Annotated in this window: 22 protein-coding genes; 8 read left to right on the forward strand and 14 right to left on the reverse strand. The window is 71.1% G+C overall.

Annotated features, from left to right (window positions below):
• Positions 1-66: 66 nt before the first annotated feature.
• Entirely contained in the window at positions 67-1,146 is a 1,080-nt protein-coding gene (locus tag FL583_RS08245) for an NAD(P)-dependent alcohol dehydrogenase (RefSeq protein ID WP_170323545.1), read from the reverse strand.
• Between the two features lie 73 nt (positions 1,147-1,219).
• Here FL583_RS08245 and FL583_RS08250 point away from each other — a divergent pair, with 73 nt between their 5' ends.
• Positions 1,220-2,671, forward strand: coding sequence for an aldehyde dehydrogenase family protein (locus FL583_RS08250; protein ID WP_142703929.1), 1,452 nt, complete (start codon positions 1,220-1,222; stop codon positions 2,669-2,671).
• A 114-nt stretch (positions 2,672-2,785) separates the two neighbouring features.
• Here FL583_RS08250 and FL583_RS08255 read toward each other — a convergent pair whose 3' ends face one another.
• Entirely contained in the window at positions 2,786-4,060 is a 1,275-nt protein-coding gene (locus tag FL583_RS08255) for a glycosyltransferase (RefSeq protein ID WP_142703930.1), read from the reverse strand.
• A gap of 66 nt (positions 4,061-4,126) precedes the next feature.
• Here FL583_RS08255 and FL583_RS08260 point away from each other — a divergent pair, with 66 nt between their 5' ends.
• The 5 genes from FL583_RS08260 (at position 4,127) to FL583_RS08280 (ending at position 7,950) form a co-directional block, all read left to right on the forward strand.
• A complete protein-coding gene (locus tag FL583_RS08260; protein WP_170323546.1) occupies positions 4,127-4,726 on the forward strand; it encodes a TetR/AcrR family transcriptional regulator in 600 nt (199 codons plus the stop codon).
• An 85-nt stretch (positions 4,727-4,811) separates the two neighbouring features.
• Positions 4,812-5,228 (forward strand): TOBE domain-containing protein, encoded by a 417-nt coding sequence (locus tag FL583_RS08265; protein WP_142703932.1) that lies wholly within the window; start codon positions 4,812-4,814, stop codon positions 5,226-5,228.
• A 39-nt stretch (positions 5,229-5,267) separates the two neighbouring features.
• The gene (modA, locus tag FL583_RS08270) at positions 5,268-6,044 is read left to right on the forward strand and encodes a molybdate ABC transporter substrate-binding protein (protein WP_205751932.1); all 777 of its coding nucleotides are present in this window, start codon (positions 5,268-5,270) and stop codon (positions 6,042-6,044) included.
• On the forward strand, positions 6,041-6,913 hold the full coding sequence (locus FL583_RS08275; protein WP_205751933.1) for an ABC transporter permease: 873 nt from the start codon (positions 6,041-6,043) through the stop codon (positions 6,911-6,913). Before modA ends, FL583_RS08275 begins: the two co-directional genes overlap by 4 nt.
• Positions 6,910-7,950: an ABC transporter ATP-binding protein gene (locus FL583_RS08280; RefSeq protein WP_142703933.1), complete on the forward strand. Its 1,041-nt coding sequence runs from the start codon at positions 6,910-6,912 to the stop codon at positions 7,948-7,950. The genes FL583_RS08275 and FL583_RS08280 overlap by 4 nt, the downstream gene beginning before the upstream one ends.
• Positions 7,951-7,996: 46 nt before the next feature.
• On the opposite strand, the gene FL583_RS08285 is transcribed toward FL583_RS08280, so the two are convergent.
• From FL583_RS08285 to FL583_RS08295, 3 genes are all read right to left on the reverse strand, one after another.
• The gene (locus FL583_RS08285; RefSeq protein WP_142703934.1) at positions 7,997-9,082 is read right to left on the reverse strand and encodes a TauD/TfdA family dioxygenase; all 1,086 of its coding nucleotides are present in this window, start codon (positions 9,080-9,082) and stop codon (positions 7,997-7,999) included.
• Between the two features lie 227 nt (positions 9,083-9,309).
• Complete coding sequence (locus FL583_RS08290; RefSeq protein ID WP_205751934.1) at positions 9,310-9,684, reverse strand: nuclear transport factor 2 family protein; 375 nt, start codon at positions 9,682-9,684, stop codon at positions 9,310-9,312.
• Positions 9,672-10,127 (reverse strand): VOC family protein, encoded by a 456-nt coding sequence (locus FL583_RS08295; protein WP_142703935.1) that lies wholly within the window; start codon positions 10,125-10,127, stop codon positions 9,672-9,674. Before FL583_RS08295 ends, FL583_RS08290 begins: the two co-directional genes overlap by 13 nt.
• Before the next feature lie 260 nt (positions 10,128-10,387).
• Between FL583_RS08295 and FL583_RS08300 the strand changes: the two genes are divergently transcribed.
• Both FL583_RS08300 and FL583_RS40010 read left to right on the forward strand, forming a co-directional pair.
• The gene (locus FL583_RS08300) at positions 10,388-11,416 is read left to right on the forward strand and encodes an aldo/keto reductase (protein ID WP_170323547.1); all 1,029 of its coding nucleotides are present in this window, start codon (positions 10,388-10,390) and stop codon (positions 11,414-11,416) included.
• A 43-nt stretch (positions 11,417-11,459) separates the two neighbouring features.
• On the forward strand, positions 11,460-11,618 hold the full coding sequence (locus FL583_RS40010; RefSeq protein WP_170323548.1) for a hypothetical protein: 159 nt from the start codon (positions 11,460-11,462) through the stop codon (positions 11,616-11,618).
• On the opposite strand, the gene FL583_RS08305 is transcribed toward FL583_RS40010, so the two are convergent.
• From FL583_RS08305 to FL583_RS08345, 9 genes are all read right to left on the reverse strand, one after another.
• Positions 11,615-12,922, reverse strand: coding sequence for a xylulokinase (locus FL583_RS08305; protein WP_142703937.1), 1,308 nt, complete (start codon positions 12,920-12,922; stop codon positions 11,615-11,617). The two genes, FL583_RS40010 and FL583_RS08305, sit on opposite strands and share 4 nt — an antisense overlap.
• The gene (locus FL583_RS08310) at positions 12,919-14,526 is read right to left on the reverse strand and encodes an amidase (protein ID WP_205751935.1); all 1,608 of its coding nucleotides are present in this window, start codon (positions 14,524-14,526) and stop codon (positions 12,919-12,921) included. The genes FL583_RS08305 and FL583_RS08310 overlap by 4 nt, the downstream gene beginning before the upstream one ends.
• The gene (locus FL583_RS08315; RefSeq protein WP_142703938.1) at positions 14,526-15,434 is read right to left on the reverse strand and encodes an ABC transporter permease; all 909 of its coding nucleotides are present in this window, start codon (positions 15,432-15,434) and stop codon (positions 14,526-14,528) included. The genes FL583_RS08310 and FL583_RS08315 overlap by 1 nt, the downstream gene beginning before the upstream one ends.
• On the reverse strand, positions 15,434-16,633 hold the full coding sequence (locus FL583_RS08320) for an ABC transporter permease (RefSeq protein WP_205751936.1): 1,200 nt from the start codon (positions 16,631-16,633) through the stop codon (positions 15,434-15,436). The genes FL583_RS08315 and FL583_RS08320 overlap by 1 nt, the downstream gene beginning before the upstream one ends.
• The gene (locus tag FL583_RS08325) at positions 16,630-18,234 is read right to left on the reverse strand and encodes an ABC transporter ATP-binding protein (RefSeq protein ID WP_142703939.1); all 1,605 of its coding nucleotides are present in this window, start codon (positions 18,232-18,234) and stop codon (positions 16,630-16,632) included. The genes FL583_RS08320 and FL583_RS08325 overlap by 4 nt, the downstream gene beginning before the upstream one ends.
• A gap of 3 nt (positions 18,235-18,237) precedes the next feature.
• Entirely contained in the window at positions 18,238-19,323 is a 1,086-nt protein-coding gene (locus FL583_RS08330; protein WP_142703940.1) for a BMP family ABC transporter substrate-binding protein, read from the reverse strand.
• A gap of 83 nt (positions 19,324-19,406) precedes the next feature.
• Positions 19,407-20,048 (reverse strand): flavin reductase family protein, encoded by a 642-nt coding sequence (locus tag FL583_RS08335; protein ID WP_142703941.1) that lies wholly within the window; start codon positions 20,046-20,048, stop codon positions 19,407-19,409.
• Entirely contained in the window at positions 20,039-21,496 is a 1,458-nt protein-coding gene (locus FL583_RS08340) for an amidohydrolase family protein (RefSeq protein ID WP_205751937.1), read from the reverse strand. Before FL583_RS08340 ends, FL583_RS08335 begins: the two co-directional genes overlap by 10 nt.
• A complete protein-coding gene (locus FL583_RS08345; protein WP_142703942.1) occupies positions 21,493-22,527 on the reverse strand; it encodes an alcohol dehydrogenase catalytic domain-containing protein in 1,035 nt (344 codons plus the stop codon). The genes FL583_RS08340 and FL583_RS08345 overlap by 4 nt, the downstream gene beginning before the upstream one ends.
• Positions 22,528-22,613: the final 86 nt, after the last annotated feature.

The raw sequence follows: 22,613 nt of genomic DNA on the forward strand, positions 1-22,613 counted from the left end.
GCGCTGCCCCGGAAACAAACTCTTCACGATTGCGTGCTGGATGAGCACAAACGCCAGCTCGCGCCTTTAGAACGTCAGCACAGCCTTGACGACGTCTCCGCGCTTGGTGGCGGCGGCGGCCTCGTTGATGTCGGCGAACTCGTAGTGGGCCATCAGCTTCTCGACCGGGAACCGGCCGGCCGCCTGCCAGGCCAGCAACTGGGGCACCAGCACCTGCGGCACCGCGCTGCCCGAGATGACCCCGGTGACCGTCCGGCCGTTGAGCAGCGTCCGCCACTCGACCTCGACGTTCTCGCTCGGCCCGACGCCGACCACGGCCGCCGTCCCCCGGGTGTGCAGTGCGGCGACCGCGTCCTTCACGACGTCGGCCCGGCCGGTCGTGTCGACGGACCCGTCGAGGCCGTCGGGCACGATCGCGCGGATCCGCTCGACCACGTCCCCCTCGCGAGAGTCGAGCACGTGCGTGGCCCCGACCTCGCTGGCCGTCTGCAGGCGCGCCGGGCTCACGTCCACCGCGACGACCGTCGACGCTCCGGACGCGGCCGCGGCCATCACCGACGCGAGCCCGACCGCCCCGGCCCCGAACACCGCGACCGCGCTCTCCGGCCCCGGCTTCAGGATGTTGACGATCGTCCCGGCGCCGGTCATGAACCCGCACCCGAACGGCCCGGCGCTGCGCAGGTCGGCGGTGTCCGGCAGCTTGATGACGCTGCGCACGTTGGCGATCGCGTGCGTGGCGAACGTCGACTGGCCGAGGAAGTGCGCATACACCGGCCGGCCGTCGATCGAGACCGCCGACGAACCGTCGGCCCGGGCCCCGGCGAAGTTCAGCGCGTCGAACTGCGCGCAGTACGACGGCGAAGCGGTCCGGCACTGCTTGCAGACGCCGCACGAGGTGAACGCCAGCGCCACCGGGTCACCCGGCTTCAGGTCCGTGACCCCGGCCCCGACCTGCTCGACGACGCCTGCGCCCTCGTGCCCGAGGACGGCGTTGGTCGGCAGGAACGTCGAGAAGTGCAGGTCGGTGGCGCAGATGCCGACGCTGACCAGGCGCACCAGCACCTCGTCGGCGCGGGGCTCCTCGAGCTGCGCGGGCCGCAGTTCGAACGTTTTCTCTTCGGTAACGGCGGCGACGGTGATGTCCACGAGGATCTCCGATATCTCACTATGGCGAGACGGCATCTTGACTTCCGAGATAGTAGACGTCAAGACTCCCGGTATGAGCGCGCTCGACGTCCCAGAGAACCGACTCCTGATCGCCGGTGGCTGGCAGGCCCCGGCGTCCGGTGACGCACTTCCGGTGCTCGACCCGGCCACCCGGGAGCCGTTCCGTACCGTCGGCCGAGCCAACGCCGCTGACGTGGACGCCGCCGTGGCGGCCGCCCGCAACGCGTACGACGGCTGGTCGCGGATGAACCCTTCCGACCGGGGCGCGATCCTCGGCCGGTGGTCCCAGCTCATCTTCGAGCATGTCGAGGAACTTGCGCGCTATGAAGCGCAGGATGTCGGCAAGCCGCTCTCCGACGCGCGCACCAACATCTACATCGCCGGCAGCATCCTCGGCTACTTCGCCGGTGCCGCCGACAAGCTGCACGGCGCGACTCTCCCGTCCCGCTCGGCCGACAACACCGGCTTCACTCTGCGTGAGCCGCTGGGCGTCTGCGCGATGGTCATCGCCTGGAACGTGCCAGCGATCCTCTTCATGGCCGACGCCGCCCCGGCGCTCGCGGCCGGCAACACGGTCGTGCTCAAGCCGTCCGAATACGCTCCGATGAGCCCGCTCGGGATCGCCGCCCTGGCCGAGGAGGCGGGTCTCCCACCTGGCGTTCTGAACGTCGTGACGGGCCTGGGCCCGGAGGCGGGCCAACCGCTGACGAGCCACCCGGGGATCAACCACATCAGCTTCGTCGGGTCGTCGGCGACCGGCCGGGCGATCATGAAGTCGGCGGCCGAGAACCTGGTCCCGGTGAAACTGGAACTCGGCGGAAAGTCACCCAACGTAGTTTTCGCGGACGCCGACCTGGACGCGGCCGTGCCGGCCATCCTCGAGTCAATCGTCGAGAACTCGGGCCAGAACTGCTACGCGGGCTCGCGTCTGCTGATCGAGGAACCGATCTACGACGAGACCGTCGCCCGCCTGGCCGCCGCCATGGAGGCCGTGAAGGCCGGTCCGTGGCACGAGGACCTGGACATGGGTCCGCTGGTCAACGGCATCCAGCACGAGCGGGTGTCGGGCTACCTCGCCGGCGGCGTGGCGAACGGCGCCCGGGTGGTCACCGGTGGCCCCGGCGACACCGACGGCTGGTTCGTGAAGCCGACGCTGTTCGACCAGGTCACGCCGGACATGCCGATCGTCCGCGAGGAGATCTTCGGGCCGGTGCTGGCGGCCGAGTCGTTCCGGGGCGCCCGGGACGCGATCGACCGGGTCAACGCGACCCCGTACGGCCTGCTGGTCAGCGTCTGGACCAACGACCTGTCCCGGGCGCTGCGGGTGACGCAGGAGGTCCGCTCCGGGCAGGTGTCGGTGAACGAGTTCGCGAACTCGGCGATCATCGGGTTCCCGTTCAACCTGGCCAAGGAGAGCGGGTTCAGCCAGGGCGGCGGCTACGAGGCGATGAAGGAGTACACGTCCGAGAAGGGCGTGACGATCAAGATGCGTCCGCTGGACTGACGCTCTCCGCAGGCGTTCCCGTCCCGCCTGGCCGGCGGCGCGCGGGAGCTCGGGCCCGGACCTTGACTCCGGACCCCCGGCGCCGGGTCGCAACGATGCGACCCGGCGCCTCCGTCATCGCCGAACCGCGACCAGCGAGAGCAGCTCGTCGGTGGCTCGGCGGGCGGCGTGGGCTCCGTCGGACTCCTCGCCCAGACGCCGGGCCGCGGCCGCGAACGACGGGTCGGCCAGCACCTTCCGCACGCCAGACCGGATCGCGGCCTCCGACGGCGTCTGCGTCCGCAGATCGACGCCGACGCCGGACCACGCGACCCTCGCCGTGACCTCGACCTTGTCCTCGGTCTTGCCCGCCGCCACCAGCGGCACGCCGTGCGCGATCGCGAGTTGCACGGTGCCGAACCCGCCGTTCGTCACGACCGCCGACGCGTGCCGGAACAGCTCGTCGAACGGGACGTACCGCTCCACCCGCGCGTTGGGCGGCACCGGCTCCAGCACCGACGGATCGGCCCCTCCGGTCACCGCGACGACCAGCACGTCCTCGTCCGCCAGAGCCGCCAGCGACGGCCGCAGCAGCTGCGACGGATCGGTCGCGACCGTCCCCTGGGTCACGACGACGACCGGGCGCTCGGCCGCCACGACGTCGTCCCACCACGACGGCCGCACCCACTCCGCGGGCGGCAGCGGCGCGGGGTGCCCCACGAACCGGAGCCAGGACGGCCGGTCCGAGCGTGGGTACTCGAAGCCCGCCGGCGAGAGCTGGATGAACCGGTCCGGCGCCGGCACCTCCACCGCGGTCCGCTTCCGCGCCGGCAGGCCGACCGCCCGCCGCTGCGCGTCGAGCTGCCCCGCCGTCGGCGCGAACATCGTCTTCCGGACGACGGCGTTGAGCAGGCGATTCCGCACCCGGCCGAGGACGCCGGACGTCGGCCGCAGACCCAGCCCGAACGGGCCGGTGTCGACGCTGAGCAGCGTCACGACCGTGATCCCGTACGTGGCGGTCGGCGGCCCACCGAGCTCGCGCACCAGCGGGGCCGACAGCAGCGCGGTGTCGGCCACCAGGACGTCGGTCGGCTCCTCGAGCAGGCCCTGCAGGTGGCGCACCTGGGCCGCGATCGAGGCGATGAAGACGTGCTCCAGGTCGAACAGGAACTGCTTCACCCCGTCGTGCCGGGCCCGCTCCGGGAAGAACTCGTTCAGGGGCCGGACACTGTGGTCGATCTCCGCCGGGAACGGAACGAACTCGGCGCCGGCGCGCTCGACACCGCGCTCGAGGGCCCGCCCAGTGGTGAACCGCACCCGGTGGCCGTCGTCGACCAGCGTCCGAACGAGAGGATGGGCCGGATTCACGTGTCCGGCCGCGGGGGTTGCCGCGAAGAGGAAACTTGCCATAGGTCGACGATGAGGGCAGCCGTCCTGGTTGACGAGCTTTGCCGAGATTGCCGGGAGGAACTGACCGTGTCGTTCGGTAAACCCGGGCGCCCACCCGAGGATCACACGCTGCGGCGGCGCGAGATCTATCTCGCGGTCATGCCGCTGATCGACGACGTCGGATACCGGCGATTGAGCATGAAGGCCGCCGCCCGGGCCGCGAACCTCTCGATCGGCGGGCTGTACCACTACTTCCCGACCAAGCGGGAGCTCGTGCTGCACCCGCTGACCGAGGACTTCGGGCGGCGGTACTGCGCCGACCTGAACGCGGTCCATGCTCCGCTCCTCGACACCGACCCCGAGCGCTACGTCCGACTGAAGCTGCACGGCATCGCGCGGTGCGTCGCGGTGGCCCGGCCGGCGTTCCACGCCGCCGTCGAGATGGGCCTGGACGCGTATCGCGAATCCGTGGAGGCCGGGCTGACCCACAGCTTCGACGCGGTCGAGGACGCGCTGCGCCACATCGAACCGGCGCTGCCCGAGGACGCGATCCGGGCGATCAGCCGCTCGATGCGCCGGGTGCTGATGGCCGCGATCATCGACCGGACCACGACCGAGGCCGAGATCGTCACCGACTGCAATAGGGTGCTCGACTCGTTCCTGCCTCGGCCGGCGCTGGTTCCGTAAGTACTGGTAACGGGCCGGTCACGGATCCGAATCTGCGCCGGTCGACCAGTACAGGGCTCCGTATCTGCGGTGCTAGCGTTTCCCGGTGCCCACCTACCGCATCAGTGAAGCCGCTGTGCTGCTCGGCGTCAGCGACGACACGGTCCGCCGATGGGCCGACGCGGGCAGACTGCCGACGATCAAGGAACCGGGCTCCCGCCTGGCGATCGACGGGGCCGACCTCGCCTCCTTCGCCTCCGAGATCGCCGCCGGCGACCTCCCGGCCGGGCTGGGCGCGCCGATCGTCGCCGAATCGGCCCGCAACCGGTTCACCGGCATCGTCACCCGGGTGCTGCGCGACGGGGTGATGGCGCAGGTCGAGATCCAGGCCGGGCCGCACCGGGTCGTCTCGCTGATGAGCCGGGAATCCGCCGACGAGCTCGGCCTGGAGCCCGGCGTCCTCGCCGTTGCCGCAGTCAAGTCGACGAACGTCGTCGTTGAAGTACCTCGCCACCCCGAGTAACTCCTGGAGGTAACCGTGCGTCGACCGGCCCTATTCGCGGTGGCTCTCGCAGCCGCCGCGTCGATGCTTCTCACGGGCTGCGGCTCGGACGACAGCAGCGACACGTCGAGCAACTCGTCCGCGTCGGCCAGCGCGGACTCGGTGAAGGGCACCGTCACGGTCTTCGCCGCCGCGTCGCTCACCGAGTCGTTCACGACGCTCGGCAAGCAGTTCGAGCAGGCGCACCCGGGCGTCACCGTCAAGTTCAACTTCGCGGCCAGCTCGGCCTTGGCCGAGAGCATCGGCCAAGGCGCCCCGGCCGACGTCTTCGCCTCCGCGTCCCAGAAGAACATGGACGCGGTCGTGAAGGACGGCAGCGCCACCGACCCGAAGACGTTCGTGCAGAACACGATGGAGATCGCGGTGCCGCCGGACAACCCCGGCAAGGTGACCGCGCTCGCCGACCTGAGCAAGCCCGGCCTGAAGATCGCGCTCTGCCAGGAGCAGGTGCCGTGTGGCGCCACCGCCAAGAAGGTCCTGGACAAGGCCAAGATCACGGTGAAGCCGAAGACGCTCGGCGCGGACGTGAAGGCGGTGCTCACCACGATCTCGCTGGGTGAGGTCGACGCCGGCATCGTCTACAAGACCGACGTTCAGGCCGCCGGCACCAAGGTCAAGGGCATCGAGATCCCGGCCGACCAGAACGCCTCCACGTCGTACCCGATCGCCACGCTGTCGAAGGCGCCGAACGCCGACGGCGCGAAGGCGTTCATGGAGTACGTGCTCTCCGCCGACGGCACCAAGGTCCTCGAGGCGGCCGGCTTCACCGCTCCGTGAGCGACGGTTCCGGCGCGCCCGCAGAGGAATTGGCGGGCGCGCCCCAGCCGCGCCGGGGCGGCGCCCCCCTCCAGCGGCGCCGGGGCGGCGCCCCGGCGCCGCTGATGGTGCCCGCGGTCATCGCGATCGTCTTCCTCGTGCTGCCGCTGCTCGGCCTGCTGATCCGCGCGCCCTGGTCGGCGCTCCCCCAACTGCTGCGCGACCCGCTCGTCTTCGAGGCGCTGAAACTCTCGCTGATCAGCGCGGTCCTCGCCACCGCGATCTCCCTCGTCTTCGGCGTCCCGCTGGCCTGGGTGCTGGCCCGGGCCGAGTTCCCCGGCAAGACGCTCCTGCGCGCCCTGGTGACGGTCCCGCTCGTGCTGCCGCCGGTCGTCGGCGGCGTCGCGCTGCTGCTCGCGTTCGGACGCCGGGGCATCGTCGGCAAGTACCTCGACGCCTGGTTCGGCTACACGATCCCGTTCACCACGACGGCCGTCGTCCTGGCCGAGACGTTCGTCGCGATGCCGTTCCTGATCCTCACCGTGGAAGGCGCGCTCCGGGCCGCGGACCGACGCTACGAGGAGGCGAGCGCGAGCCTCGGCGCCGGCCGCTGGACCACGTTCCGCCGGATCACGCTGCCGCTGGTCGCCCCGTCGGTGCTGGCCGGCGCGGTGCTGTGCTGGGCCCGCGCGCTGGGCGAGTTCGGCGCGACGATCACGTTCGCGGGCAACTTCCCCGGCACCACCCAGACGATGCCGCTCGCGGTCTACCTGGCGCTGGAGAACGACCCCGACGCGGCGATCGCGCTCTCGCTGGTGCTGCTGGCCGTCTCCGTGGTGATCCTCGCGGCCCTTCGGGACCGCGTCGTCCGGACGGGCACCGGCGCATGAGCCTCCTAGCCCACGTCCGCGTCGAGCGACCGACCTTCACTCTGGACGTCCGGCTGCACGCCGACGACGGGCAGGTGCTCGGCGTGATCGGCCCCAACGGGGCCGGCAAGACGACGCTGCTGCGCGGGCTCGCCGGCCTCACCCCGACGACCGGCGGGCGCATCGAGCTCAACGGGCGGGTCCTCGACGGCGTCCGGACCGAGGACCGCCGGATCGGCCTGGTCTTCCAGGACTACCTGCTGTTCCCGCACCTCTCGGCGCTGGAGAACGTGGCCTACGGGCCGCGGGTGCAGGGCACGCCCAAGCGGGAGGCCCGGGAGACCGCGAGAGAGTGGCTGATGCGCGTCGGGCTGGAAGACCACGCGGGCAGGAAGCCGGGGCAGCTCTCCGGCGGCCAGTCGCAGCGCGTGGCCCTCGCCCGGGCGCTGGCCACCGACCCCGACCTGCTGCTGCTCGACGAGCCGCTGTCCGCGCTCGACGCCGGCACCCGGCTACGGCTGCGCACCGACCTGCGGACGCACCTGACGTCGTACGGCGGCCCGTCGCTGGTGATCACGCACGACCCGATCGAGGCGATGATCCTGGCCGACCGGCTGGTCGTGCTGGAGGACGGCCGAATCGTCCAACAAGGCTCGGCGACCGAGGTCACGCGCCGACCGGCGACGGATTACGTCGCTCGTCTCGTCGGCCTGAACCTGTACCGAGGGAGCGCCGCCGACGGACGGGTGGCGATCAGGTCCGGTGGCGAGTTCGTCATCACCGACCGGGACCTGAGCGGACCGGTCCACGCGGCCGTCCGGCCCTCGGAGATCGCGGTCTACCGCGAGGAACCCACCCACGGCAGCCCACGCAACACCTGGCGCGGCCGGATCACCGGCGTCGAGGCGCTGGGCGATCGGATCCGGATAGCCGTCGACGGCGAGCCACCGGCGCTGGTCGACGTGACGCCGGACGCTCTCGCCGACCTCGACCTCGCGGCCGGCCAGGACGTCTGGCTCACGGCCAAGGCCTCGGCGATCACCGCGTACCCGGCATGACGACGGCCCCCGACCGAGCGGTCGAGGGCCGTCGCGAGAAGCAGGCCTACAGGCCCCAGTCCATCCGCGGGACGACCGCGGTCTTGACCGAGAACTGGCCGAGGTCCTCGACGCCCGAGGTGTCTTCCCGGTCCTCCTCGCGCGCCTTCACGACGTGCTTGCCGAACTTGTCGACGAGCGGCCGGTCGCTGTTCCGCTTCAGCCACAGACGCAGCAGGTGACGCTTGCGGCCGTACTGCGGGTAGTCGATGAACGCGGTCCGCGAGTGCAGAGCGGCGTAGTTCGAGACCCACTGGATGTCACCGGGCTGGAAGTCCATGTCCAGCGCCATGCCCGGCTCGTAGGTGATCTCGTCGAACAGGCGGATGACCTCGATCTGCGCGTCGGTCAGACGCGGGGTCTCGGGGTAGTCCTGCGCGGTGAAGATGTACGTCGAGCCGGCGTACATGCTGAACACGCCGTCCTTGATGCTGACGATCGGAGAGGTGTACGTCTTCTCCGGAGCGTCGTGGTCCTGCTTGTACCAGTCGAAGTAGAACGGCTCGTGCAGCAGCGGGGCCAGGTCGGGGCGGCGCGACAGGATCTCGTTGTAGATCTGCGCACCGGAGACCAGGCTGGACGCGCCACCCTCCTTGGCCGGGCGGAGGCAGAACAGCGCCACCGCGTCCGAGCTGTCGGAGTGGAACACCAGCTTGTCGGCGACCCGCGACGACAGCGCCGACGGGTCGTCCATCGTCTTCGTCGAGGTGGCGATGACGTGGTCGATCAGGTCGGCCAGCTCGTTCTGCTTCATCGGCACGCCGAGGTGCAGGCCGGTGAGGTAGAAGATCGCGCCGGAGAGCGCGTCCGAGTAGAGCTCGGTCTTCAGGCCCCGGATCAGCACGAAGCCACGACCGCGGTCCATGTCGTACGCCCACTGCTCGATCGCCGGGGCGCAGACCGGCAGCGGGTAGTCCGCCTTGGTCACCGTACGGAGGTCGGGGTCGTCCTCGACGAACTGGCGGCCGACGGCCTCGAGCTCGGCGATCTCGGCGTCGTTCAGCTGGTAGATCCAGGTCTTCTCGTTCTGCAGCTGGTCGCCGCGCCAGGCTGCCGGCCCGGTGACCGGGGACAGGTCCGTGGTGACGGTCATCGTGGTTTCTCCTCAGACGTGTACTTCAAAGCCCAGCCGGATCACACCGGCGAGTCGGGCCAGGTCGTGTTTCACAGGTTCAGGTCGCCGTGGGCGTGGTCCAGGCGGCGATCCGGCAAGGCGGAGGTCTGTCCGGATACCGCTGTTGTATCCGGACAGACCTCCAACGCAGTCCGGTCGTCGTCTGGGCCGCGGCCACGGCGAGCTGCTGGCCTGTGAAGCACGACCTAGATTTGTTGCTCGACGGTCTTGCCGTCCCAGTAGTCCCGGCGGTGGGCGATGAGCCCGTCCTCGACCCGGAACCAGAACATCCCGCGTACCGAGACCGGTTTGCCGTGCAGCCGGAACGACATCCGGTAGGCGACGGCGGCGCGGTCGTCGTCGACCAGCAGGTCTTCGACGTCGTAGTGCAGGTTCTCGAACTCGGCGAGGAAACCGCCGAGGCGTTCCCGGTAGGCCGCCCGGCTCCTCAGGCTGCGGCCGGCGGCGGACGTGTGCTCGTTGACGAAGTCGTCGGTCACACACGCCGCCACCGCGTCGGCGTCCCCGGCGTTCAGCGCGGCCAGGTAACGCTCGATGATCTCGCGGATCAGTTGCCCCACTTCTCGCGGATCGTCGAGAAGACCTTCTGGTTGTGGGAGATCTCGATGACGTTGCCGTCGGGGTCCTTCAGCGCGCAGACGTAGCCGACCTGGCCGCCGATGTCCTGCGGCTCCCAGTGCAGGTTGCCCATCTCGCGGGCCTTGGCCGCGATCGCGTCGACGTCCTCGCGGTTCGGCACCTCGATGCCGATGTGCGCGAACGGCGTGAGCTGGCCGTGCGTACCGCCGTGGTCCTTGTTGAAGTCGACCAGGACCAGCACGAACGGGCTGTCGACCTGCTTGTCGTGGGACAGCCACGCGCTCTGGCCGTCGTCGTCCTTGAAGCGCTCCAGCACGACCAGCGGCGTCAGGGAGGTGTAGAACTCGATGGACTTGTCGAGGTCACCGGCCGGCAACGCGACATGCGTCCACCGTGCCTGCGTCAACTTCGTGTCGTCCGCCACGGGGGTACTCCTCTTCGATTCAGCCCTGGCCCTACGCTCTGGCGTTAGGACCACCGTACTGAGGGCGCCATACGGCCTGAATGTGCCGGGGGGACAAAGAACTGCGTCACACTCTGCCCCCGCACCACATCAGCGCGCCGGGCCGTCTGTGCAAAGGTTCTGACGTATCGGTTTGCGCGTGGTTCCCAGCGCCCAATGGGGCCGGCCCTCGCGTGCCGGTCTCCCTGCGCACGGGGGCGTTCCGCAGGAGAGGACATCCGTTGCGCACGCAACTTCTCGGCCGTTCCGGCCTCCACGTGACCCCGCTGGTCCTCGGCACCATGATGTTCGGGGCCTGGGGCAACCGCGACCACGACGACTGCGTCCGGATCATCCACGCGGCCCTCGACGCCGGCATCAACACGCTCGACGCCGCCGACGTGTACGCGTTCGGCGAGACCGAGGAGATCGTCGGCAAGGCGATCAAGGGCCGCCGGGACGACATCGTGCTGGCCACCAAGTTCTGCGAGCCGGTCGGCCCGGGGCCGGTGAACCGCTCCGGCGGCAGCCGTCGCTGGATCGTGCGCGCGGTCGAGGACTCGCTGCGCCGGCTCGGCACCGACTACATCGACGTCTACCAGATGCACCGGCCCGACCCGGACACCGACATCGACGAGACGCTGTCGGCGCTCTCCGACCTGGTCCGGTCGGGCAAGGTCCGGACGATCGGCTCGTCGAACTTCCCGGCCGGCGACCTGGTCGAGGCGCAGTGGGTGTCCGATCGCCGGGGCCACGAGCGGTTCCGCTCCGAGCAGCTGAGCTACTCGATCTTCGACCGCCACGCCGAGTACGACGCGCTGCCGGTGGCCGAGCGGTACGGGCTCGGGGTGCTGGTGTGGTCGCCGCTGAACGGCGGCTGGCTGACCGGTAAGTACCGGCCGGGCTCGGAGCCCCCGGAGGGCTCCCGGGCGGCCACGAACGCCGACCACTTCGACTTCCGGGCCGACGACGCCCGGGCGGCGAAGCTGGCCCGGATCGAGGCGCTGGAGGCGATCGCGCGCGACGCGAAGCTCACGCTGATCGAGCTGGCGCTCGGGTTCGTGATCGCGCACCGGGCGGTGACCGCGGCGATCATCGGGCCGCGGACGATGGAGCAGCTCGAGTCGCAGATCACCGCGGCCGACGTCGTGCTCGACCACGAGATCCTCGACCGGATCGACGAGGTCGTGGCCCCGGGTGTGAACCTGCACCAGACCGGGGCGGGCGACCGCCCCCGAGCCCTCACCGAGTCGGCCTACCGCCGCCGCTAGACCCCGGGCAGTACCGTGGCTCCCCCGACGAGGGGAGCCACGGATGCGCCTCCGAGCAGCCGGTCTCGCGATAGCACTGGCCGCGACCGCCACCGCCTGCACCGACGACGGGGAGACCCGGGAACCGAGCCCGCCGCCCACGGCCGCGTCGGTCGCCCCGGCCGGCCCCGTCGTGACGATGGGCGGCACCGCCGCCGCTTAGGTCTGTGACCTGGAGCCCGCCCCCAGGCTGCGGGACTCGGAGGCGGCTCCCAGCTCCAGGAAGCGCGCGTAGCCCTCCCGATAAGCCTCCTGAGGCTCCGGATCCACCACCGTCACGGCCGGCCGCGGCCACGAGTGGGTCGCGCACGACCCCGGCCCGGCCCACCACCCGACCCCCGCCCCGGCCGACAGGGCGGCCCCGTACGCGGCCAGGTCGGTCTCGGACGGCACCTCGACCGGCACCTCCAGCACCGAGGCCTTGATCAGGTTCCAGAGCGGGCTCCTGGCCGGGTTGCCCGCCGTCACCAGCGTCGTCAGCGTCACCCCACCGGCGGCCAGCCCGGACGCCACGTGGGCCAGCCCGTACGCGGTCGCTTCGAGCACCGCGCGGGCCAGCTGCGGGCGCCCGGCGTCCGAGCCGAGCCCCACGATCTCGGCCCGCAGCGCCCGGTTCCAGCGCGGAGCCCGCGCCCCCTCCAGGTACGGCAGCACGAGCACGCCGTCCGCGCCCGGGGGCACCGAGGACGCCAGATCGATCAGCTCCGGGATCCCCACCCCGGTGATCGTCCGGAGCCAGTCCAGCATCAGCCCGTGGCCACTCACCGGCCCACCCAGGATGTCCAGCCCGGACAGCGCGCTGCGCAGCGCGTACATCCCGGGCAACCGCTCGCCGGACGGCACCACGACCGCCATGCCGCCGGTCCGGCCGCCGGGATCCATCCCCCGCCCCGGCCGGTCCAGCGCACCGGCCCAGAACGCCAGGTACGCGTCCTGGGCCCCGGCCACCAGCGGGATACCGGCGGGCAGCCCGTGGCCGCCGTCGGTGTGCCCGATCAACGCTCCGGTGCCCACGACCGGCCCGTACCCGGGCAACTCGGGGTCGCCGGGCCAGCGCGACTGGGCCGCGTCGGCGCCCAGCCGGACCGACAGCCAGTCGTAGACCTGCAGCGGGTCGCCCTCGGTCAGCAGCGCGAGCTGAGCCGCGTGCTGCTCGGCCGGGCTGCCGGTGGCGCCGGCCGGGTTCCGGTACGTGACCGCCAGCCCGCCGTTGGCCGGAACGGTCGTCGGGCTCTGGCCGCCCAGCGAGATCGCCGCGCACGGCCGGTCGGACGGCAGCTCGGCCAGGATCGCGGCCAGCGCGTCGGCGACGCCGGTGAGCCAGCCGGCCGGGTCGGCGTAGCCGGCCGGCCACCCGACCGCCCCCGGGTACGGGGCGTAGGCCCGCGCGACGATCTCCCCGTCGGGCCCCAGCGCCAGCGCTCTGGCCGAGTCGCTGCCCAGGTGCAGCCCCACGACTACCGTCACGCCAATCCCCCCAAGAAAGCCGGTCGAGCGCGATGCCAGGCCGTCCGCTGTTGATACGCGTCCCCGGCGCGTAGCACCAGCCCTTCGTCGAACGGGGCCCCGACGATCTGCAGGCCCAGCGGCATCCGGTCCGGAGTGAACCCCATCGGCACCGACAGCGCCGGGTTGCCGACCACGTTCCAGTACGGCGCGTAGACCGCGAAGAACTCCCCGCTCTCGAACATCCGGTCCAGCCGGTCGTAGGGCGTGGCCGCGACCGCGGCGGTCGGCGTCACGACCAGGTCGACGTCGTCGAACAGAGCCGAGACGGCCTCCTGGCCGGCCCGACGTACCCGCTGAGCCTGCACGTAGTCGGCCGCGGTGAAGTCTTCGGCGACCCCGATCGTCGCCAGCGTGTTCGCGAAGAAGTCCGAAGCCCGCAGCGCGAAGTCCGCCCGGTGGTACGCCAGCGCTTCGCTCAGCGTCAGCACGATCGAGGCCGCGGCGATCTCCGGATACAGCGGCAGCGACACCTCGACCAGGTCGGCCCCCAGCGCCGCCAACTCGGCCAGCGCGGCGTCGAGCACGGAATCCAGCGAGGGATCGGCCACCGGCGAAGACAGCCGGTCGACCCCGATCCGCACCCCGGCGAGATCCCCGGTCAGCGCGTCGAGATACCCGGGCACCGCGACCTCGGCCGCGCTCGGATCCAGCGGAGAAGCCCCGGCGATCACCGACAGCAGCAGCGCGCAGTCCCGGGCGGTCGTCGCCATCGGCCCGATCGTGTCGGTCGACCAACCCATCGGCACTCCACCGGTCCGCGGCACGCGTCCGTAGGTGGGTTTGAGGCCGGTCGTGCCGCAGAACGCGGACGGCATCCGGATGCTGCCACCGGAGTCGGTGCCCAGTGCCCCCAGAAACGCCCCGGCGAGCAGCCCGGCCGCGTTTCCGGCACTCGACCCGCCGGTCCAGCGAGCGGCGTCCCAGGGATTTCTGGGCACCGGCAACGGCTTGCTGAAGTCCGGCGAACCGCAGCCGTACTCCGAGGTGAGGGTCTTGCCGACGATCACCGCTCCGGCCGCGCGCAGGCGTGCGACCGCGGTCGCGTCCGATCCGTCGTCGTCCGGCGGGACCAGGCTGCCGGCGCTCGTCGGACCGTCGAGGGTGGTCAGCAGGTCCTTGACCCCGATCGGGATCCCGGCCAGCGGACCGAGCGGCTCCCCGGCCTCCCGGGCCCGGTCGACCCGCTCGGCGGCGGCGCGGGCCGCGTCGGGAAACCGGGAGAGGAAGATGCCGAGCTCGGCGTCGGTCTTGTCGGCGACCGCCAGCGCGGCGTCCACCAGTTCGGTGCTGCGCACCGCGCCCGCTCGCAGCGCTTCCGCCGCGCCCGCGAGCGTCTGCAGGTCCGTCTCTTTTATTACGCCCGGCCGCGAACCACCGAGGGGCATGCGCGAGCCGTAGGTGGTCGGACCGGCCGGGTCGAGCCGCTCGGCCAGGTCACTGACCTCGGCCGGACGGCGCGGGGACGCCGGCGCGGCGCTGAACACCGCGGCCGGCTCGGTGCCGCGCGGGATCGGGGCGGCGTGCAGCCGCTCCGCGAACTCCCGCGCAGCACCGCCGACCATCAGGTGATCCCGCGGACGAACGGCTTGCCGAGCGCGCGCGGCTCGCGGCTCTTGCTGGCGAACAGCATCATCGCCAGCAGCGCCATCAGGTACGGCGCCGCGACCAGCAGCTGCGAGTTCAGCTGGAAGCCGAGCGCGGGCAGCGCCAGCCGGAGCGCGTCGGCGAACCCGAAGACCAGGCAGCCGATGAGCGTCCCCTTGAGGCGCCAGGCCCCGAAGATGACGGCCGCGATGACGATGAAGCCTCGTCCGGCGGTCATGTTCGCGTTGAACGTGCCGACCTCGGCCGTGGCCAGGTAGGCACCGCCCAGGCCGGACAGCACGCCGCAGTAGAGCAGCGCCTGCCGCCGGAGCTTGTTGACCTTCAGCCCGGTGACGTCGGCGGCCTGCGGGTTGTCGGCGACGGCCCGCAGGTTCAGGCCCCACCGGCTGCGCTCGACCAGCCACCAGGTCAGCGGCACGATCAGCAACAGCGTGTACATCGGCCAGCGTTGCTCGAAGAACGACCCGAGGATCGGGACGTCCCGCAGCCCCGGAATGCTCAGCTGCGCGGTCTGGTGGGCGTCGAACTGGCTGATCGCGATCAGGAAGCTCGTGAGGCCCAGCACCAGCGCGTTCAGCACCAGACCGACGACGAACGTGTTGATCTGGACCCGGTGCGAGAGGTTCCCGTGCAGCCAGCCGACGACCAGGCCGACGATCGCGCCGGCCAGCAGCCCGGTCGTCGCGCTGCCGGTGGCGCTGGCCACCGCGACCGACCCGAACGCTCCGCCGAGCATCATGCCCTCGACCGAGATGTTCTGGGTGCCGGCCCGTTCGGCCAGGTACTCACCGCAGGCCGCGAACGCCAGCGGGGCGGTCAGCCGGAGGGTGCTGGAGAGGATCGTGGTGATCTCTTCGGTTCCCATTACGCGGTCACCTTCTCCGGCTCGGTGGTGGCGGCCGGGACCGGCTCGGACGGCGGTGTCGTGGCCTCAGCCCGCCCACGCGACCGCACCCGGGCCAGCACCGGCGGCACCACGAACGCGAGCACCAACAGCGACTGGACGACGTCCACCAGGTAGTTCGGGACGCCGGTGGAGGCGAGGAAGCTCGACCCCGAGCGCAGCGCGCCGAAGAGCAGCGCGACCGGGATCGCGGCGATCGGCCGGGAGCGCGCGATCAGCGCGACCAGCAGGCCGTCCCACCCGAAGTTGTTCGAGAGCGCGGGCTGCAGGCGGAACACCGATCCGGAGAGGATCACCGCGCCGGCCAGACCGGCGAACGCGCCGGACAGGAACAGCGCCGAGCCACCCAGGTAGGAGGCCCGCACCCCGGCGTGGCGCGCGGCCATCGGGTTGAGGCCGAGCATGTTGAGGCGGAAGCCCCAGCGGCTGCGCCCGAGCAGCACGGCCAGCACGATCGTGAGGATCAGCGCGATGACCAGACCGCCGCCGATCTCCAGGTTCGGGTACTGGCCGAAGCCCATCAGGCGGACGGCCTCCGGCAGCTGCGCCGACTCCGGCGACGCGATGCTGTCCGCGGACGCCCGGGGCGCCTGCAGCAGCCACGGCACGGAGACCGAGAAGCTGACCACCTGGATCGCGATGAACGACATCAGCAGCGTGCTGACGACGATGTTCACCCCGCGGGTGTAGTTCATGACCGCGCTGGCCCCGGACCAGATACCACCGGCGGCCGCACCGGCCAGCAGGCTCAGCAGCACCACGATCGGCCCCGGCAGGGCCAGGTGCAGCGCCACGTACGCGCCGGCCGCGGCCCCGAGGAGCAGCTGCCCCTCCTGGCCGATGTTGAACACGCCGGCCCGGTTGCTGATGCAGGCGCCGAGCGCGACGAGCAGCAGCGGCGCGGCCGCCTTGAGCGTCTCGCTCCAGGCCGCGACGTCGGCGACGCTACCGGTGTAGAGGGCCTTGGCCGCGTCGATCGGCGAACCGCCGGTCGCCGAGACCAGGATCATCGACAGGCCGACGGCGATCGCGACCGCGACGATCGTGATCAGCGTGACCTGCATGCCCCGGCCGCTCGGCCGCATGAGCTCGGCGATGTTGGGGAGCTTTCGTCGGCTCTCGCGGGCCATGGCCGCGGAGCCGTTGGCGTGCTCGCTCATGCGGCCTCGCCCCCGACCAGCAGTCCCAGTCGTTCCGCGGTGGCTTCGTGGATGTCCAGCACACCGGTGACCCGGCCGGACGAGATCACGGCGACCCGCGAGGCGAGCGCCATCACCTCCTCCAACTCGGTGGTGATCAGAAGCACGGCGACTCCTCGACCGGCCGCAGCACGCAACCGCTCGTACATGTCTTCGATGGCCCCGACGTCGAGGCCGTGGGTGGGCTGCGCCGCGACCAGCACACTGGGGTCGGTGGACAGTTCGCGGGCCAGGACGACCCGCTGCTGGTTACCGCCGGAGAGGTTGCGCAGCGGGGTGTCGATCGACGGCGTCGAGATGTTGAACTGCTCGATCAGCCGGGTCGCCAGCTTGCGGGCCTCCCGCCGCCTGAGCAAGAACCGGCCGCTGACCCGGCCGAGGTCGGTCATGACCAGGTTGTCGAGCACCGACATGTCCAGGACGACGCCCGAGCGGTGCCGGTCCTCCGGCACCACGCCGACGCCGGCCTTGTGCAGCGCGCCGATCTTGGTCATCGGCACGGCCGCGCCGTTGATCGCCACCGTGCCGGACGTCGGCTCGAGCAGGCCGGAGAGCAGGTCGCCCAGCGTGGCCTGGCCGTTGCCCTCGACGCCGTAGAGCGCGAGGATCTCGCCCGGAGCCACGGTCAGCCCGAAGTTGTCGAGCAGCACCCGGCCGTCGTCGCCCTTGACCACGACGTCGGTCAGCGCGAGCGCGGGCGTCCTGGCTTCGGGGTCGGCCTTGACCGGAGCTTCGGCGGCGGCCGCCTGGACCTCCTCCGGCGTCGTGTCCTCGCTGATCAGACCGAGGGCAGCGCCCTCGGAGTGCAGCGAGACCTCACGGCCGACCATCTGCTTGGCCAGCTCGCGCGGCGACGTCTCGGGGGTCGCGCAGCGGAAGGCGACCGAGCCCTTCCGCAGGACCGTCACCTGGTCGGTGGCGGCCATGATCTCGGCCAGCTTGTGGCTGATCAGGATCACCGCGCGGTTCTCGCGGGTGACCACGTCGCGGAGGACCTCGAAGAGTTCCTGCGACTCGTTCATCGTGAGCACCGAGGTGGGCTCGTCGAGGATCAGGACCTCCGGGTCGCGCCGCAGGCACTTGATGATCTCGACCCGCTGCCGCTCACCGGCGGACAGGTCTCCGACCCGGGCGGTCGGGGAGATCGGCAGCCCGTACCGGGTGCCGACGTCCTTGATCTGGTCGGCGATCTCGTCGCGCTTGACCCGCCCGGGCTCGCCCAGGCTCACGTTCTCCCACACGGTCAGCGACTCGATGAGGCTGAAGTGCTGGTGGACCATTCCCAGGCCGAGTTCGACCGCCGCCTGGGGCGTCGGCACCTCGACCTGCTTACCGCTGCGCATGATCGTGCCCTCGTCCCGCTGGACCAAGCCGAGGAGGACCTTCATGAGCGTCGATTTGCCGGCGCCGTTCTCTCCCAGGAGGCCGTGGATCTCACCGCTACGAACGGCGAGATCCACGGCGTCGCAGGCGACGACCGGACCGAAACACTTCGTCACGCCACGGAGCTCGAGCGCCGGCGCCTCGAGGTCGCGCGCGCTGTCCGTCTGGCCGTCGGTCATACGTCAGCCTCCGAGCTTGCTGACTTCGGTGTCGGGAACGACCTTGCCGCTGCCGATGTCCTCGATGAACTGCTTCAGCTTCGCGTTCTGGTCGGCGGTGCCGTTGCAGAGCTTGACGGTCGGAACCGAGTCCTTGCCGAGGTGCCAGTCGCGGGAGACGCCCATCTTGAGCTTGCCGTCCGCGAAGTCCGAGAGCGCGGCGTTGAAGTACTCACCCGGGTCGAAGATCACCGAGACGGCGAACTTGTTGCCGGGCTCGCCGCACCGGTCGGTGCCGGGCGTCGACATGAGCAGGCCGTTCTGCGGGGTGGCCAGCGCGGCGACCGCGTCGGTGGCACCGCCCAGGTACGGGTAGACGACCTTGGCGCCCTGGTTGATCTGCGCCGTGGCGGCTTCCTTGGCCTTCGCCGAGTCGTTGAAGTCACCGGTGTAGGTGGTGGCCAGCGTCGCGTTCGGCACGACCTCCTTGATGCCGGCCTTGAACGCCTTGGCCGCCTGGACGGAGAAGTCCAGCTCCGGGCCGGTGATGTAGCCGGCCTTGGTGTAGCCCTTGTCCTTCATCAGCAGGCCGTTGGCGTAACCGGCGGCCAGCAGCGACTCGTTGATGAAGTCGCGGGAGATCGAGATCTGGGGGGTCTGCTTGATCTCGGCCGACGACGGGACGTACCAGGCCGTGCCCTTGCAGACGTCCTCGGCCGAGGCCGGGATCGCGTCCTTCAGCTCGGCCGCACCCAGCGCGACCAGGTCGACCTTCTGACGGCAGAGGTTGCGCGCCTGGTTCAGCGCGTCCGCCGGGTTGATCGAGCCCACCTTGATGAGCGTCCAGCCCTTGGACTTGGTGAACGCCTCGGCCTTGGCGACGAAGCTCTCGTAGTAGCCGTTGTCGTTCAGGTCACCGGGGCTCAGCACGCCGACGACGACCTTGCCGTCACCGTTGACGTCCGGCTCCTTCGACGCGATGTCGCTGGAACCGCTGGACGAGTCGCTGGAGGTGTCGGCCGTGTCGCTCGGGCTGGTACAGGCCGCGAGAGAGATTGCGACGCATGCCGCGGCAGCCGCGACACGTACCGCTCGAGTGGTGAGTCTCATTGGAGTCCTTCCGAGGTGCGTGGAGCCTTGCAATTCGGTGCCGTTCGGTTTCACGGGGGGTTTCACCGAGCGGCGATGACGGGTCAAGCGGAGTAAGCGATGCGTTCCTGTTCGAAGAGAGCCTCGCCGGCGGCTGCGACGAACCAGGGAAAGCCCATCCGGCCGACCGGGGAGACCTTAGTGGGGTCGATCCGATTAGGACCGGCCAGGATGGCCTCGTCGGCGACGATGCACACGACCTCGGCGAGGACGATGTGGACGCCGGAGAAGCACGACGTGGGATCACCACGGTCGATTACTTCCACCACGCGGCATTCCATGTGGGCGGGGCTGGCGGCCAGTGACGGCGGGGCGACGACCTGCGACGGGATCGTCTCCCAGCCGATGTGCTCGGCCTCGTTGAAACCGGCCGGGAACTCCTTGGCCGCCGTTTCGATGTGGTCGGCGAGCGCGACGCTCGTGAGGTTGACGACGAACTCGCCCGAGTGCTGGAGGTTGACCCAGGTGTCCTTGGGCTCCGGGGTCGCCTCGCGGACGGTGCCGATCGTGACCGCGATCGTCGGCGGCTCGCCGCAGACCGGCATGAAGTAGCTGAACGGGGCCACGTTCAGGTTCCCGTCGGCGTCGGTCGTCGAGATCATCGCGATCGGCCGCGGAACGACGAGCTGCGAGATCATCCCCTGCTTCTGGGCCGGGGTCAGGCCGTCCAGGTTGATTACGGGCATGCGCTCTCTCCTGTCTTCCCGGCGGCGCGATGCTCTGCTCCGGGCGCGGCCGGCCCTCCCGAAGTCGCCTCGAGGTCGGCCGCGGCGATCCGCGGCCAGCGGCGGAACGGGGTGATCCCGGTCCGGCGCAGCAGGTGGTGAGAGTTCTCGGCGGCGCACTGGCGCAGGTCGTCGTAGTCGACGTTCTGCAGCTCCTGGTCGCGGACGACGATCTCGCCGTCCACCACCACGTCGCGCACGGTGTGGCTGGGTGCGCCCCAGACCAGTTGCAGCGCTTCGTCGCCGCGGGGCGTCCAGACCGGGTCGCTGGTGTCGAAGACGACCAGGTCGGCCGCCTTGCCGACCTCGATCGAGCCGATCTCCTCGCCGAGGCCGATCGCCCTGGCCCCGTCGATCGTCGCCAGCGCCAGGGCCTCGTGGGCGTGCACCGGGTTCTCGTCGCCCCGGTCCAGCGACAGGCCGGTGAACAGCATGGCCGCCCGCAGGATGTCGGGGACGTCGTTGGCGTTGTGCGAGTCGCAGCCGAGCGCGATCCGGGCACCCCGGCGGATCAACGCCACGTGCCGGTTGGCCCGGGTGAAGCCCTGGCCGAGCCGCAGGTACGCGCCCGGGCTGGACGCGACCGCGGTGTCGGTCTCGACGATCGCGTCCACCTCGTCGTCGTCCAGCCACACCGCGTGGCCGAGCAGCAGCCGGGGCCCGAGGACGCCGATCTTGTGCATGTGCACCACCGGGCGGTTGCCCGACCGCTCGGCGTAGCCCGGGATGTCGTTCTGACCCGGCGAGATGTGCCAGGTCATCCTGGTGTCGAGCCGCTCGGCGAGCTCGGCCGCCCCCTGCATCAGCGCGTCCGAGACCAGGTCGTGGCCGAGCAGCGTGATCCAGGCGGCGATCCGGCCGGTGGTGCCGAGCTCGGTGACGATCTCCTCCTGGCGGGCCAGGACCTCGGCCGCCGGGGCGGAGAACGGGAGCCCTTCGGTGTCCCAGCCCCAGCCGTTCAGCCGGGCCCGGATACCGGTCTTCCGGAGGCCGGCCGCCACCCGCATCGGGTGGGCGACCGTGCCGGGCTCGATGATCGTGGTGACGCCACGACGCAGCGACTCGGCGCCGGTGAGCATCGCCGAGATCTCGTCGTCGCCGCCGGTGTGCGCGTTGTGCAGGGGCACAGCCCAGTCGAAGATCGCGCTCTGGGCGTCGATGTCGTCCGGGATGCCGCTGCGGGTCAGCGGGTCGGCGGTCGTGTGCTGGTGGGCGTTGATCATCCCCGGCGTCACGACGCAGCCGGTGGCGTCGAGCTCGGTCGCGCCCGGGTAGCGGCCGCGCAGCGTCTCCGCCGTGCCCAGGGCCGCGATCCGGCCGTCGACGACCGCGATCGTCGTACCGGTGAGGACCTCGCGGCCGGGAGCCATCGTGACGACGTCCCCGCCGACGATCAGGAGCGTGCTCACGGCGTCACCAGAACCTTTCCGATCGTGGTCCGATCCGTCAGGCGGTCGAACGCCGCCGCCAGCTCGGTCAACGGCAGCTCCGCGGCGATCGGGGCGGTCAGCTTCCCGGACCAGAACGCGGTCAGCGCCCGCCGGAAGTCGTCCGGCGTGTAGGCGCCGGAGCCGAGCAGGGCCAGCTCACGGTGGTATGCGCCGGGCAGGCCGAAGCTGACCTGGTCCCCGCTGGTCTGTCCCATGAACACTAGACGTCCGCGGATACCCAAAGTGCTCATCGACACCGGCCAAGTGGCCGGACCGACATGGTCGAGGACGATCTCCGCGCCCCGCCCGCCGGTGAGTTCACGCACGTAGGAGGCGGTGTCGGCGCCCAGCGGCACGCAGTGCTCGACGCCGAGCCCGCGCAGGGCGTCGATCTTGGCGTCACTGCTGGTGACCGCGACGACCCTGGCGCCCGCGTCCATGGCCAGCTGGACGGCGGCCAGGCTGACCGCGCTCGCCGCGGCCTGGATCAGGATCGTCTCGCCGGCCGCGAGCCGGCCGACCGGGAACAGCGCGTGGTAGGCGGTGCTCCACGAGCTCGGCAGGGCCGCCGCGGTGGTGAGCGCGACCTCGTCCGGGACCGGGTGGCACTGGGCCGCGTGCACCGCGACGTACTCGGCGAAGCCGCCGGGCCGGTTGCCCCCGGTCACCTGGACGCTCGGGCAGTAGCCGAAGTCGCCGGCGCTGCAGTAGACGCAGGCGTCGTCGTCGCAGCCGCGGGTGGGGTCGACGACCACCCGGGCGCCGGGCGCCAGCCCGGAGACGTTCGCGCCGGTCTCGACGACCGTGCCGGCCACGTCCATGCCCGCGATGTGCGGCAGCGAGAAGCCGGGCAGCAGCGCCGGGCCGGTCAGCTGGAGCAGGTCCATCCGGTTGACCGCGGCCGCTGCGACCTCGATGAGGACCTCGTCCGGCCCGATCGGGGGAACCGGCACGTCCTGGACGGACAGGGCCTCGGGTCCACCGAAGGCGGTCTGCACCATCGCACGCATGGCGTCCCTCCCTGTCGGTGTAGTCATCTCACATTGCGAGGCAGCGATTCACATTGCATAACAGCGATGCGGGAACGATGCCCTCC

The sequence above is a fragment of the Cryptosporangium phraense genome, from assembly GCF_006912135.1.
Lineage (GTDB): Bacteria > Actinomycetota > Actinomycetes > Mycobacteriales > Cryptosporangiaceae > Cryptosporangium > Cryptosporangium phraense.

Excerpts from the sequence above, each read along its gene's own strand:
- FL583_RS08315 (WP_142703938.1), bottom strand. The coding sequence starts at position 15,434 with ATGGGAACCGAAGAGATCACCACGATCCTCTCCAGCACCCTCCGGCTG.
- FL583_RS08330 (WP_142703940.1), bottom strand. The coding sequence starts at position 19,323 with ATGAGACTCACCACTCGAGCGGTACGTGTCGCGGCTGCCGCGGCATGC.
- FL583_RS08325 (WP_142703939.1), bottom strand. The coding sequence starts at position 18,234 with ATGACCGACGGCCAGACGGACAGCGCGCGCGACCTCGAGGCGCCGGCG.
- FL583_RS40010 (WP_170323548.1), top strand. The coding sequence starts at position 11,460 with ATGCGCCTCCGAGCAGCCGGTCTCGCGATAGCACTGGCCGCGACCGCC.
- FL583_RS08335 (WP_142703941.1), bottom strand. The coding sequence starts at position 20,048 with ATGCCCGTAATCAACCTGGACGGCCTGACCCCGGCCCAGAAGCAGGGG.
- FL583_RS08285 (WP_142703934.1), bottom strand. The coding sequence starts at position 9,082 with ATGACCGTCACCACGGACCTGTCCCCGGTCACCGGGCCGGCAGCCTGG.
- FL583_RS08310 (WP_205751935.1), bottom strand. The coding sequence starts at position 14,526 with ATGGTCGGCGGTGCTGCGCGGGAGTTCGCGGAGCGGCTGCACGCCGCC.
- FL583_RS08250 (WP_142703929.1), top strand. The coding sequence starts at position 1,220 with ATGAGCGCGCTCGACGTCCCAGAGAACCGACTCCTGATCGCCGGTGGC.
- FL583_RS08345 (WP_142703942.1), bottom strand. The coding sequence starts at position 22,527 with ATGCGTGCGATGGTGCAGACCGCCTTCGGTGGACCCGAGGCCCTGTCC.
- FL583_RS08320 (WP_205751936.1), bottom strand. The coding sequence starts at position 16,633 with ATGAGCGAGCACGCCAACGGCTCCGCGGCCATGGCCCGCGAGAGCCGA.
- FL583_RS08255 (WP_142703930.1), bottom strand. The coding sequence starts at position 4,060 with ATGGCAAGTTTCCTCTTCGCGGCAACCCCCGCGGCCGGACACGTGAAT.
- FL583_RS08280 (WP_142703933.1), top strand. The coding sequence starts at position 6,910 with ATGAGCCTCCTAGCCCACGTCCGCGTCGAGCGACCGACCTTCACTCTG.